We start from the raw sequence: 12,794 nt of genomic DNA, 5'->3' as shown, positions 1-12,794 counted from the left end.
CCCGTGGCAATACCCTAAACAATGGGAATCTGTGCGTACCCCTATTACTGGTGGGCTCAAGTGCCACTATCCACTGATTAGCGACTCACAAATATTTCTTGAAACTGGCTGCGGTGATGTTCACAGCCAGGGCGAGCAGCGCCGCGCTCGGCAGCAATATCAGCAGCGGATGTACGCTGACGGGCAGGGTGAGGTAGATGATCCACGGCAGGATCGCCAGCGGCATCAGACTCGCCTTGGCACGGTGGTAGACGAAGCCCGATTCGCGGCCCGCACCGAATTTGCGGATGTCACGCCGCACCAGTCCGTCGATGAGGCCGACGAAGGCAGCCATGAGGAACAGGGGCAGCGTCAGCATCAGGACCAGCAGGCGGACGACGAATGTCAGCGTCGTGAATGCCGCGGCGATCAGATAGTTCTCGCTCCAAACGTAGATCTGGCTGATGCAGTGGCGGATGTCCCGTGCGCCACTATGGCTGGGCGCACGGGCGAGTGCCGATGCTTGGCCCATCCAGTCGAGCAGTCCGGTCTTCACGAAAATCCATTCGTAGGCTCCATCGACCAACAGGCGCGCGGTACGGCCTGGCTCCTGTACCACCGCGCTTCGGGTGAAGTGGCTGGAAAGGTGGTTCAGTTCGTAGTCAAGCATGCTTTGGGAGTGACGCCAGCCCTGTTCAGACCAGAACAAGTGCATGCCGACGCACTCGATAATGATCGACATCAGAAGCGAGCCGATCAACACGCCGAGCATACGCAACGGCAGGGTGGCGATGCTTGAGAGCAAGCCTCGCTGGCGGCTTTGTTCGCGTTGCGTGGTGCTGGCTGGGTCCTTCATGGACGTGGCTCGGCGGTGCGTGTCTCGGTGGTGGCGGGGTGGCGGAAGCCATCTAGCAGGTCGTCGGGGAGTGGTTGATCCTGTAGACCGGGAATGCCCTGGTTCTCCCACCAGTCGCTGGCCTCGGCATAGTGCTGGCGCATGTAACCTGCAAGCTGCTGGAGGTCCTTGGGCATGATTTCGTCAGGGTCGGGTACCGGCAGCGGCATGCGAATTTTCCAGAGCTGGCCGCCTTGCAACAAGGCAAAGGCCTGACCTTTTGGCAAGCCCACCACGTGGGCGGGTTCGATCATCGGCACGCTCGCAGTGCTGATGCGATCCTGCGCATTGGAGGTGAAGTCCGTCTGCCCTTGAACATCGGAGCTGTCAGTAGCTCCGCTGACCAGCGTCGTGGTGTAGACGTCCACTTTTGGAAGTTGCCGGGTGAGTAGCTCGGCGGTCGCGGTTTCACGCACTCTCAGCATGAACAGATTGTTGAAGTTGCCGATAACTTGGCCAGCTTTTGCGCGGTTGCCGAGACGGGCTTCGATGTCAGAGAGCGTCTGCGTATAGGCGGTAATCTGTAATCCCGCGCCGCCACCCTTGTTGACGAGTGGCACGAACTCATCACCCATCAGCTCATTGAACTCGTCCGCATGGACGTTGATAGGGACTCGTGCTCCTGCTGTTGCGCCGGGCAGCCCGTCGTCGATGCCAAATTTGTAGATATGGCCGGCGACCGATACCAGGTCAGCGAACATCGAGTTGCCGACTGCAGCGGCAACTTCCGCATCCGACAGGGCATCAAGGCCGATATAGACCACCGCTCTTTTGCGGACGATTTGCATCCAGTCGAAAATGGGCCTGGGATCGTTAAGATCGGAGTAGTTTGGTGCGAGTAGTTGCGCGGTTTTGCCGGTGGTGAGTTTTTCCAGCAATGGCAAAAGGCTGGCGACGATTTTGTCGAAGTACGTCCGGTCGTAGCGCACGGCACTGCGCAGACCGTCGAGTACCGGGTCGTAGGTGCGTACCTGCGAGAGGTATTGCTCCAAGGCCACGACCCGCTTCTCACGCCCGATCATATTGCGCGGGATATTTTTGTCGTTCAGCCGGCTTTCGAGCTGGACGATGATTTCCCAGGCCTTCGGTTCGTGCTTGGCGAAATAGTGCTGCGCGTACTCGATAAAGAGGGCGTCGATGTTGACGACATGCCTCTGAATCAGCAGGTAGTCCGGTCGCTGGCCCAGCTCGACGAGGGCACGGGCGATGATGTTGACGAACCGCCAGGCAAACTCACGGAAGGCGACGCTATTGCCCTCACCTGAGAGCTGTCCGGCGATGCGCGTGGCCACCTCGCTGATCCGCCCGAACCGGCCCACGGCGTTGTAGCGCGCGCTGAAATCAGGCCACCCAAGGTGAAATACATAAAACTCGTGCTCGCGGCCAGCTCGTGGCAGCCGACGGATATTGCGCCGGTAGCGCAGGATGACCAGTGCATCACGCAGGCGGATCGTGCCGAAGGCAAGGAAGGCCACGGCACTGCCCAGGCCAATAGCGGGACTTAGCGCCAATGACCACGGTGCCACCAGGGACAGAAACGCGGCGGCGGCGCAGACCACCACGGTGTGCAGCTCCACGGCTGGCCGCAACAGTACTTCGATCGCGTGGTCCTGGGCCATGGTCGGCGCTTCACTGCTCGATGCCGGTTGCCGTGATCAGCACCGGATAGTGAAACAAGCCAAGGCGCTCGGCGAGGTCGTCACCCGCAACTGGTGACAGCGACAGCCCTGGCAGCAGTGCACGCAGCGCGGCCAGGGACTCGACCGACGTGACGTTGACTACCAAGCCCACGGCATCAAGTTCGTGCAGGCGCGGTGAGCGCTGGCGCAGCCAGGCGCGCGAGCGTTTGTCGTCGCCGACGAGAAAGAATGGCGGTAGCCCCGGCGCTTCGATCACGCGACGCGCCACATCGCCCGGCGACAGCCGCATTGAGCGCACCGGCAGCATGTCGGCTTCGTTGAACGCTTTGGCTGGCGGATGCGGAATCTCGATGCGTGGTGATGTCGCATCGGCGCGTGGTTGCAGGTTGAAGGCTTCGTAGTACGGCAAGGCCGACGCGCCGCCTCGGTCCTCGATGACAATCAACGTGTCGGCCTGGACGATCACCGACAGCCACGGCAGAGAGAGGCAGGCGGCGAGAATGGGCAGGGATTTCATGGCAGATTCCTTCGGGCGGTGATTTCCAGCTTGGAGGCACCCAGTATGCGGGCTAGGTGCTGGCCGACGCTGCGGCGGTAGCGCGCGGCTGGTTCGCCGCCAGCGGGGCGGTGGTAGCGGCCGATGGTGAGCAGCCAGTCGTCGCTTGGGGTGTGCTGTTCACGCAGAATTTCGGCGGCGATGGCGAGGTTGCGGTAGGGGTCGAGCAGGTCGCAGGGCTGCGCATAACGCTCCGCGTGGTAGCCGAGATTGACCTGGCCGAGACCGGCGTCAATGCGCTTGGCGGGTGTGCGCCTGAGTGCCTGGCGCAGCCCGCCGCAAGCCTCAGCACGGGTGGCGTAGCGCTGCGCCTTGCCAGCTACGTTGAGCGTCCACGGCCATGGCACCAGACGGCCACGCAAACGGATGCCGCTCTCTTGCAACGTGATGGCGTACAGCACGGTCGAGGGAATACCGGCGCGCTGCGCAGCGACTTGATAGGCCGGCGGCGGGATTTCCCGCGCCTGGATGGGGCCTGCCAGTGCGCAGGCCAACAGCACGAGTGCGTAGCGGCGTGACATTACGGCTGCCGCTGCCACTGGTTTCCGACCTGGCGTACAACTGCCGGCAGGTCGCCCTGCAAGTTCAGCGATTGCCAGCGTCCCGAATCGTGGTTGAGCGTGATCTGGCCGCTGCGCGTCTTGGCCGGGTCGATGCCGATGCGCTGTGCCCAGGCGCGGATGCGTGCGTCGTCGGCGCGGCTGTCGACGACGTAAATGTCGAACGCCATACCGGCTGCCTGCAGCCGCAGCGTGGATTGATCGCAGACTGGGCAGGCGTCCTTGACGAACACGGCGATTCGTCCACTCGTTGCGGGCGTGATCGGCGAGAATTCCGGGCCGGCATCGGGCAGGATAACGCGCGGTATATCGGCGTGGAGCCGCTGCCAGGCGTCGTCGTAAGCCCGTTGGTAAGCGAGCAGCTTTTCGACGCGGAGGGCTTCGGTCTCGACCTGCAACTCCGCGTAACGCTGCCGTTCCTGGTTGGAGCGTGCTTCGATGCCCAGTGCGGTAAGCGGATCAAGGTTGGGCGAATAGATACCCAGCGGCCCTTGCATGAGCGCCCGGTAGCGCGCCCATTCCTCGGCACCCAGGTTCCAGTCCCGTGCGTACTGCTCGTCGGCGCGTTCGGTGGCCGTCGGCTGCTCGCGGCTGGGAAGGTTGTCGGCGACGAGGTTTTCCGCGCCCTGGGCGAGCCCGCCGGTCAGTAGGACGATAAGTGCGGGGACGATATGGCGCGGCTTCATCTGCTGCTCCTACTGCACGGGAACAGGCAGGCGACGGGTGTCTTCGCCGTAGCGGAACACGGCGGTGTTCGCTTCGATGGTTTCGAGATGCCAGCCGGCTTCGGCCTCGCCGGGGCGCAGCAGGCGAACCTGCGAGAGCGCGTCCGAGATGGATGGCAGAATCGAGAGGAACTGCTCACCGGCGCGCAGCTCGACCCCGATCACTCGGAATGGCGGCTCGATGATCTTCGGTTTGGCGGGTGCGGAAACTCGCGGGCGGGTTGTGGCTGGTGGTGTCGGGCGAGGTGCGGTGAGCCGCATTTCCAGCTGCTCGATGCGGGCTTGCAGCGGCAGCAGGTTGTCCGCTGTCGGGCGGCTGCCGAGCGCCTGTTCGATGGCGTCCAGTCGCTGCTCCAGCGCTTGGCGCTCTGCTTCGTAGCGCGCTTGAGGTAGTGCGTCCGGTTGCTGCTGGGCTTGTTCGATCTGCTGGACCCGTTCTGCCAGGCGTTCTTCCAGCACGTCGACTTGCAGGCTGGGTGTGCTGGTTTCGACCTGTGCCGCTAGCCCCGACAGCGCGACATGATCGATCACAACGGCAGCGCTGATGAGCAGCAGCCAGGTGATAGTAGCTGCGCGCAGCAGCGTGCCGAGCCGGTGTTGCCCTCTGCCTGGCATCGTTGTCATGGCTGCGACTCCCCCGACGACATCGGGCTCTGTATCCGCAGTGGCGGGCGGCGCGTCGGCTGGCTTGTTGAAGGGCTGGATGAAGCAGACGCGACGGGCGCTGTGGTCGACGTGCAGCGTCCGCGCCGGCCCGGCCAAGGCCAGTAGGGCATTGCGCAGCTGCAGCGGGCCAAGGTGATAGTGCGCAGCCGGCAACGGGAGGCTGCCCAGCGTGTCGGTTTCACGTCCGTTGCAGAGTTGGTAGCCGGAACGCTGCAACACATGGCGCAGCGCGTCGGCGACATTGGCGTTAAGGGTGTCGGGAATGGATACGTCGACGACCTGCAACAGCAGATCCTGCTGGGCGACCGTCGGGGTCAGCTCGACAAGGTTGTAGCGACCGTAGCGGGTGAAAGGGACGTCCTGTGACGGAGTTGCTACTTCATCAGGAACGGGAGAGGGCGCTGGAGGCGTTGTACAGCCGGCCGCCAGTGCGGCCAGCAGCAGGCAGCTGCGGTAGGAATTGATGGCATGCATGGCTCGGCTCTCGAAGGTCCAGGCGTGACCATCGACATTTCGCAGAGCGAGATCAGCAAACAAAGGGAACTGCTGTGTTGCCGGTTTTCATGAGGCCCTACGCTGAGCCAATCTCAGGAGTGGTCAAAAAAACGTCAGGTGAATGAGGCGCCCACGGTTGTGAGCATTTCAGGAGTTATCGAAAGGGTTATTCACAGGTTTTGTGGATAACACGAAGCAGGCATCGCTGGGCCTCGACCACAGAGGTTCGATACAGCTTGGCTTATCAAGCAGGCTGACGATCTAGGACAGTACTGGCAGTGGGGCAGCAACCGGCAGAAATCGGCCACTAGCGGCCTGTCGTAAGCGGCATAATCTGTAGACGAGCCACCGATACTGCGCACAAGCGAAACGCTCCAGCTGCTCGATTGAGGCCATCTGGGTAAGGCGTTTACGTCGGGACTAGTCATGCTTCCGCAGTCAGCGGCGAGGTAGTCCCTGAGCTCACTGGAGCCCAGGGTTTCGAAGCAGGCCGTCTTCAGCGTCTTCCTCGATGAATTGACTCTCAAGCCAGCCTTAGCCGCGCTGAGATAAGATCGTCTCGAGCAAACCAGGAAATCGATAGTTCAAATCATCCCTGCGCAACGAGTTCATATGGGTCGTGCCGATGGTTTGGGTTTGGACCAACCCGGCATCTCGCAGCACCCTGAAGTGATGGGACATGGTGGACTTTGGTCGGCCACCGTCCAATTCGCCACAGCTGGCTTCGCCCAGTTCGGCAAGGCGTCGGACGATCTCCAGGCGCACAGGATCGCTCAAGGCGTATAGCAGACGCTCGAGGACGAATTCAGTGACGGGAGGGTGTTTGTAGGGGCGCATGAACGAAGCATACACGGGTTTGCTCTATCTCCATAGTTCGAATACTATCGAATGAACGTAATAGACAACCCTCGGAGAAACCAATGTCTGCGCTGTTCCAACCCTTCACGCTTAAAGACGTCACGCTTCGCAACCGTATTGCGATTCCCCCTATGTGCATGTACTCGTCAAACGATGGCCTGATCAACGAGTGGCACAGTGTTCACTACGCATCCCTTGCGCGTGGCGGGGCGGGGTTGGTGATTGTCGAAGCAACCGCTGTAGCGCCAGAAGGGCGGATCACTCCTGGCTGTGCGGGTATTTGGAACGATGAGCTGGCCCAGGCCTTCGTACCGGTGGTGCAGTCGATCAAGGCAGCCGGCTCGGTCCCCGGCCTGCAGATCGCCCACGCCGGTCGCAAGGCAAGCGCAAACCGTCCATGGGAAGGCGATGACCACATCGCTGAAGATGACGCCCGTGGCTGGCAGACCATCGCTCCATCGGCCATAGCTTTTGGCGGTCACCTGGCCAAGCAGCCGCAAGCCATGACGCTGGAAGACATTGCCCGTGTGCGTGAGGATTTCGTCGCAGCCGCTCGCCGTGCGCGTGACGCTGGCTTCGAGTGGCTGGAGCTGCATTTCGCCCATGGTTATCTGGCCCAGTCGTTCCTTTCCGAACACTCCAACCATCGCGATGACGCCTACGGCGGCAGTTTCGACAACCGTAGCCGCTTCCTGCTTGAAACGCTGGCGGCTGTTCGTGAGGTTTGGCCGGAGCACCTGCCGCTAACCGCTCGTCTAGGGGTTATCGAATACGACGGCCGGGACGAACAGACGCTGACCGAGGCTATCGAACTGACACGTCGCTTCAAAGATGGTGGCCTGGATCTGCTGAGCGTCAGCATTGGTTTCACCATCGCTGAAACCAACATTCCCTGGGCGCCTGGCTTCATGGGCGAAGTTGCCCAGCGCGTGAAGCGTGAGGCGGGGATACCAGTGGCTTCGGCATGGGGCTTCGGCACGCCAAGCGTTGCCGAAGAAGCGGTCAAGAGCGGTCAGCTGGACTTGGCGATGATTGGGCGAGCACATCTGGCCAATCCAAATTGGTCCTATCTTGCCGCCCAAGAGCTGGGCGTAGAGCGTGCGTCCTGGACCTTGCCGGCTCCCTATGCCCACTGGCTTGAACGCTACAAGTGATCCGTCGGGGCGAAGACGGCCGTCATGGCCTAATCGCCCGCTGCCTCAGCGCCGATGTGCGCTGGTGGCTACCTGGCTGGGCCGCTCATGGCTCGGCCCTTCCGATAGATAGCTGAGGATTACGCTATGTCTCGCGTCATACGCTTTCATCGCACCGGTGGACCGGAGGTTCTCCAGATCGACGAGATCGACGTGCCGGCTCCCGGCGCGAACGAGGTTCAAATCAACGTCAGGGCGCTCGGCATCAACCGGGCTGAAGTGATGTACCGCACAGGCCAGTACGTCATCGAACCGACGTTTCCCGCCATGCTGGGCTATGAAGCGGCTGGGACCGTATCTGCAGTGGGTCCCGGTGTGGTCGGCTTCGCTGTTGGCGATGCGGTCAGCGTAGTGCCCGCGTTCTCCTTTGACGAATACGGCTTGTACGGTGAATTGGTCAACGCGCCGGCTCACGCGGTGGTCAAACACCCGGAAGCGCTTTCTTTCACGGAAGCAGCGGCGACCTGGATGAAGTTTGTCACTGCCTATGGCGCACTGATCGAGCTTGGTGGGCTGCAGGCCGGCGAGACGGTGCTAATCCGTGCGGCGTCCAGCAGCGTGGGGCTTGCCGCTATCCAGATTGCGAACATGGTGGGCGCCGTTCCTGTCGCGCTGACCCGCACCAGCGACAAGCGCGAGGCCTTACTTCAGGCCGGGGCGGCGGCAGTCATTGCGACGCAGGAGCAGGACATGGTGGCCGAGGTCATGACGATGACTCATGGCAAAGGCGCTCGCATGGCCTTCGATCCCGTTGGCGGGCCCGAAGTGGCCTTGGTGCTCAAGGCACTGGCGAACCACGGCATCTTCTTCCAGTACGGCGCTTTGGACACTCGGGATATCCCTGTGTCGGTCATGGACCTGCTCGGCAAGCATCTGACGCTGCGTGGTTATCAGCTGTTCGAGATCACCCAGGATCGAGAAAAACTCGAACGGGCCAAGCACTTCATCAACGAAGGGCTCGCCTCTGGGCAGCTGCAGCCGGTAATCGACCGTACATTCAGCTTCGACGAGATGGCCGAGGCTCACCGGTACATGGAATCGAATGCCCAGGTGGGCAAGATTGTTGTAACGCTTTAAACCACGTGCAGGTCTTCGCGGCATGGCCGGTAGGGTCACTGTCGATAAGCCCATGCCAGCTCGATGCGTCTCTCACACATGCACAGACAGGAGGTTCGATGACCACCCCACTCACACTGGTTGCCACATTGGTCGCCAAGGCCGGCTCCGAAGATGAGCTCCAGCAGACGCTGCAGGATCTGCAAGGCGCAAGTCGCGCCGAAGCAGACTGCATCCAATACGACTTTCATAAAGATGCAGAACAGCCTCGCACCTTCCATATGGTTGAGCAGTGGCGAGACGAAGCGGCGCTGACTGCGCACGAGGCCACCCCGCATTTCCAGGCAGCGCTGCCCGTCATCGAACGCGCCGCCGAAAAATTCTCCGTCATGAAAATGTACCGCGTCTCCTGAGGAGCTCCGAATGAAAGCCATTGCACACTTCAAATGTCTGCCTGTTGAGAACCCTGACGCCCTCGTGGAGATCGATCTACCCGAGCCAGTGCCGGGGCCGCGCGACCTGCTGGTAGAAGTCAAGGCCGTATCGGTCAACCCGGTCGATACCAAAGTCCGCCAGGGCTACGTGCCGCATACAGACGAAACACAGCCGCGCATCCTCGGTTGGGACGCTGCCGGCGTGGTCAAGTCGGTCGGTTCCGACGTAACGCTGTTCAAGCCCGGTGACAAGGTGTGGTACGCCGGGTCGCTGATCCGCCCGGGCAGCAACAGTGAGTTGCAGCTGGTAGACGAGCGCATTGTCGGATCGATGCCACAGTCGCTGGAGTTCGCCCAGGCCGCGGCGCTTCCCCTGACGTCTCTGACCGCTTGGGAATTGCTATTTGATCGCCTCGGCGTAGCGCGCGACACCACCGACCGTGGCGAAACGCTGCTGATCATTGGCGCTGCAGGCGGGGTGGGTTCAATCATGACTCAGCTGGCGCGTCAGTTGACCGGCCTGACCGTCATTGGTACGGCTTCGCGCCCTGAAACCCAGGCCTGGGTCACCGAACTCGGCGCCCATTACGTGATCGATCACACCAAGCCACTGAGCGAAGAGCTCAAGCGCATCGGCCTTCCGCAGGTCAGCTACGTCGCAAGCCTGACGCAGACCGATCGGCATTACGAGCAGATCATCGAGTCACTGAAGCCACAGGGCAGGTTGGGCCTGATCGATGACCCGGCCACGCTGGACGTCGTACCGCTCAAACGCAAGAGCCTGTCGCTGCACTGGGAGCTGATGTACACGCGCTCGCTGTACGAGACCGAGGACATGCAGGAGCAGCACAACATCCTCAATGAAGTGGCCCGCCAGATCGATGCGGGTGTGTTGCGCACCACCGTTGGCGAAAACTACGGGCGTATCAGCGCCGAAAACCTACGTCGCGCCCATGCCTTGCTGGAGAGCGGCAAGGCAAAGGGCAAGATCGTTCTGGAGGGCTTCTGACGGTATCTGGCTACCGGCTCATGCGGTAGGTAGCCAATGCTGGATTCAAGAGTAGCGCCCATGAGCGATTCAGTGAGCGCCTTGAAATGCCTCCTATTGAGATCGTCTCGCAAGACCATCACCCAGCCGTCAACGACTTCATCCGAAACGTCCAACTAATAGGAATTGGTAGCGACTCCGGAGGAGGGCGTATCGGATGAGTCAAAAGCCTGATGTAGCGTAATTGTCATGTGAATCGCCCTTAGTTTCATCGATTCCCTCAAGCCTCAAGGGTCGTCTGATCTATTCAGTAAAGCCGGCCCCTTTTGGCCGGTTAGCGACGGCTTGGCCGAGGCCGTCGCTATGCCTCGCACAGTCAAACTTCGGTCTGCTCCGCCATCTCCAAGGCGTCGTCTATCTCGATCCCGGGATATCGGACAGTGCTTTCCAGATTCGTATGACCGAGCAGCAGTTGAACAGCTCTCAAGTTTCCTCCTGCGATAGATCAGGGAAGCCTTGGTACGTCTCATTGTGTGAGTGCCATACATGGCAGGATCAAGACCAATGACCTTCACCCAGGCTTCAACGATACGAGCGTATTGTCGAGTGGATAGGTGTTCAGAGGCGTGCAGCCGGCTCGGGAACAGGTAGTCCTCGCTGCGGAGCAGTGCCCGGTGGATCCAAGTTTCGAGAGCCGTCCTTGTTTGCTCTGTGATCTCAAACTGAACTGGTCTCTGGGTTTTCTTTTGCATCACGATGGCTCGCGATGCAACGTGCTTACCATGGGCAACATCACGAACACGGAGCCTGGTTAAGTCACAGGCTCGCAGCTTACTGTCGATGGCTAAGTCGAAGAGCGCTAGATCTCGGGTCTTGTCGGCGATTTGCAGCCGCACCCGGATCGCCCAGATATCTCTAAGGCGGGGCGGGGCTTTCTGCCCGACCAATTTTCCTTTGTTCCAAGGCTGATGGCTGTAGGTAGTAATTGTGTTCATGGGGTTGTCCTCCGCGTACGGGAAGACAAGGATGGTTAGCCAGGGCAAGGGGCGCTAACCGGCCCAGAGTGTGTAAAAACGCCCCCGGTAAACCCTTGCTATAATTTCCAAGAGTCTCATCGCAAGGGATGCCCATGAAACGGTTTATCCAGGGTGAACACCGAGGTCAAAGCACCTTACTTCCCGAAAGCCTCGACGACTACGTCAGCGATACCAATCCGGTTCGGGTGGTTGACGTTTTCGTCGATGAACTCGACTTGGCCAAGCTAGGTTTTGATGGCGTCATTCCAGCCGAAACCGGCAGACCTGCTTACCATCCCGCTGTCCTGCTAAAGATCTATATCTACGGCTACCTGAACCGCATCCAATCGAGTCGCCGTCTTGAGCGAGAAGCTCAGCGCAACGTTGAACTGATGTGGCTGACCGGGCGCTTGACGCCCGATTTCAAGACCATCGCCAACTTCCGAAAAGACAACAGCAAGGCCATTCGCGGCGTCTGCCGCCAGTTCGTTTTGCTCTGCCAGCAGTTGGGGTTGTTTGACGAAAACCTGGTTGCCATCGACGGCAGCAAATTCAAGGCAGTGAACAACCGTGACCGCAATTTCACCAGCGCCAAACTGAAGCGGCGCATGGAAGAAATCGAGGCGAGCATCAGCCGTTATTTGGCTGCGCTCGATGCGGCTGATCGACAGATTCCTAGCGCCTCCGCGCCAGACATTGCCAGCCTGGAAGATAAAATCGCCAAGCTTAAATCGCAGATGAAAGAGCTTGAGGGGATCGAAACTCAGCTCAACGATTCCCCTGACAAACAGGTTTCGCTGACCGACCCGGATGCCCGTTCGATGATGACGCGCGGCAGCGGTATCTGCGGATTCCACACCATCCGGCCACCCAGTCCACGCTCATCTGGCCAGGCATTCCACGGCCATCTGGCCACCTGTTCCACGGCCATCCGGCCGGGCAGTCGGAGCGCAGCGACGCAGGGGTTGCATTGTTAGTCTGAGGTGCCCGGTGTCGTCAATTTCTTCGTCTGTTTGCGCATCGATTCGCCCTTGAGGTTGATCCGATAAGCGTTGTGCACCAGGCGGTCGAGGATGGCATCGGCCAGGGTCGGATCGCCGATCAGTTCGTGCCAGTTGTCCACGGGCATTTGGCTGGTCACGAGGGTCGAGCGCTGGCCGTAGCGGTCGTCCAGTAGCTCCAGCATGTCACGGCGCTGTTCAACGGTGAACGGGGCCAGACCCCAGTCATCAAGGATCAGCAGGTCGGTCTTGGCATAGCCGCTCATCAGCTTGGCGAAGCGCCCGTCGCCGTGGGCTAGGCCCAACTCTTCCAGCAGGCGTGGCAAGCGCAGGTAACGCACGCTGTAACCCTCTCGGCAGGCCTGGTGGGCCAGGGCGCAGGCCAGCCAGGTTTTACCCACGCCGGTGGGGCCGCCGATGATCAGGTTGAGGCCGTCGCGTAGCCACTGGCCGCCGCTCAGTTGCAGGATCAGCGCCTTATCCAGCCCGCGCGGGCTGCGGTAGTCGATGTCTTCGAGGCAGGCGTTGTGCTTGAGCCGGGCCTGGCGCAGGCGGCTGCTGAGGCGCTTGTCGTCGCGTTCGGTCAGTTCGCGGTCGACCAACAGGCCGAGGCGTTCCTCGAAGCTCAGGCTGTTGATGTCGGGGGTTTTCAGTTGCTCGGCGAGTGCCTTGAGCATGCCGGTCAGGCGCAGGGTCTGGAGCTTGTCCAGGGTCGGATGGGGCAGCATGGTG

Annotated in this window: 11 protein-coding genes and 3 pseudogenes; 5 read left to right on the top strand and 9 right to left on the bottom strand. The window is 60.9% G+C overall.

The features are described from left to right. Positions 1–85: 85 nt before the first annotated feature. The 7 genes and pseudogenes from PSTAB_RS12315 to PSTAB_RS12280 form a co-directional block, all read right to left on the bottom strand. A complete protein-coding gene (locus PSTAB_RS12315; protein ID WP_041771758.1) occupies positions 86–835 on the bottom strand; it encodes a TIGR03747 family integrating conjugative element membrane protein in 750 nt (249 codons plus the stop codon). Then, entirely contained in the window at positions 832–2,493 is a 1,662-nt protein-coding gene (gene traD, locus PSTAB_RS12310) for a type IV conjugative transfer system coupling protein TraD (protein ID WP_013983163.1), read from the bottom strand. Before traD ends, PSTAB_RS12315 begins: the two co-directional genes overlap by 4 nt. A gap of 10 nt (positions 2,494–2,503) precedes the next feature. Then, complete coding sequence (locus tag PSTAB_RS12305; protein ID WP_013983162.1) at positions 2,504–3,031, bottom strand: integrating conjugative element protein; 528 nt, start codon at positions 3,029–3,031, stop codon at positions 2,504–2,506. Beyond that, entirely contained in the window at positions 3,028–3,591 is a 564-nt protein-coding gene (locus PSTAB_RS12300; RefSeq protein ID WP_013983161.1) for a lysozyme family protein, read from the bottom strand. Before PSTAB_RS12300 ends, PSTAB_RS12305 begins: the two co-directional genes overlap by 4 nt. Beyond that, positions 3,591–4,316, bottom strand: a complete 726-nt coding sequence (locus PSTAB_RS12295) for a TIGR03759 family integrating conjugative element protein (RefSeq protein WP_013983160.1) — start codon at positions 4,314–4,316, stop codon at positions 3,591–3,593. Before PSTAB_RS12295 ends, PSTAB_RS12300 begins: the two co-directional genes overlap by 1 nt. Before the next feature lie 687 nt (positions 4,317–5,003). Beyond that, positions 5,004–5,495: pseudogene (pilL2, locus tag PSTAB_RS12285) on the bottom strand (PFGI-1 class ICE element type IV pilus protein PilL2); the annotation flags it as partial. A gap of 555 nt (positions 5,496–6,050) precedes the next feature. After that, complete coding sequence (locus PSTAB_RS12280) at positions 6,051–6,353, bottom strand: ArsR/SmtB family transcription factor (protein WP_193384072.1); 303 nt, start codon at positions 6,351–6,353, stop codon at positions 6,051–6,053. An 83-nt stretch (positions 6,354–6,436) separates the two neighbouring features. On the opposite strand from PSTAB_RS12280, the gene PSTAB_RS12275 reads away from it, so the two are divergent. The 4 genes from PSTAB_RS12275 to PSTAB_RS12260 all read left to right on the top strand — a co-directional run bounded on the left by PSTAB_RS12275 (position 6,437) and on the right by PSTAB_RS12260 (position 10,066). Next, complete coding sequence (locus PSTAB_RS12275) at positions 6,437–7,528, top strand: NADH:flavin oxidoreductase/NADH oxidase (RefSeq protein ID WP_013983157.1); 1,092 nt, start codon at positions 6,437–6,439, stop codon at positions 7,526–7,528. Positions 7,529–7,654: 126 nt separating this feature from the next. Continuing rightward, complete coding sequence (locus PSTAB_RS12270) at positions 7,655–8,644, top strand: zinc-dependent alcohol dehydrogenase family protein (RefSeq protein ID WP_003288730.1); 990 nt, start codon at positions 7,655–7,657, stop codon at positions 8,642–8,644. A gap of 98 nt (positions 8,645–8,742) precedes the next feature. Beyond that, positions 8,743–9,036 carry a putative quinol monooxygenase gene (locus PSTAB_RS12265; RefSeq protein WP_003288729.1) on the top strand — a complete coding sequence of 98 codons (294 nt, stop codon included), beginning with the start codon at positions 8,743–8,745 and terminating at the stop codon, positions 9,034–9,036. A 10-nt stretch (positions 9,037–9,046) separates the two neighbouring features. Then, a complete protein-coding gene (locus tag PSTAB_RS12260) occupies positions 9,047–10,066 on the top strand; it encodes a zinc-binding alcohol dehydrogenase family protein (RefSeq protein ID WP_003288728.1) in 1,020 nt (339 codons plus the stop codon). A gap of 355 nt (positions 10,067–10,421) precedes the next feature. Here the strand turns inward: PSTAB_RS12260 and PSTAB_RS12255 are convergent. Then, positions 10,422–11,040 (bottom strand): annotated as a pseudogene (locus PSTAB_RS12255) (tyrosine-type recombinase/integrase). Positions 11,041–11,174: 134 nt separating this feature from the next. Between PSTAB_RS12255 and PSTAB_RS12250 the strand changes: the two are divergent. Further along, positions 11,175–11,918, top strand: a pseudogene (locus tag PSTAB_RS12250) (transposase); the annotation flags it as partial. A 116-nt stretch (positions 11,919–12,034) separates the two neighbouring features. On the opposite strand, the gene istB reads toward PSTAB_RS12250, so the two are convergent. Further along, positions 12,035–12,790, bottom strand: coding sequence for an IS21-like element helper ATPase IstB (gene istB / locus PSTAB_RS12245; RefSeq protein ID WP_013981287.1), 756 nt, complete (start codon positions 12,788–12,790; stop codon positions 12,035–12,037). Positions 12,791–12,794 lie beyond the last annotated feature (4 nt).

Origin of the sequence: Stutzerimonas stutzeri (assembly GCF_000219605.1) — a bacterium.
In the GTDB taxonomy this organism is placed as follows: domain Bacteria; phylum Pseudomonadota; class Gammaproteobacteria; order Pseudomonadales; family Pseudomonadaceae; genus Stutzerimonas; species Stutzerimonas stutzeri.
The sequence above is the reverse complement of the archived record's forward strand: the minus strand, read 5'-3'. Positions and strand labels throughout refer to the sequence as shown.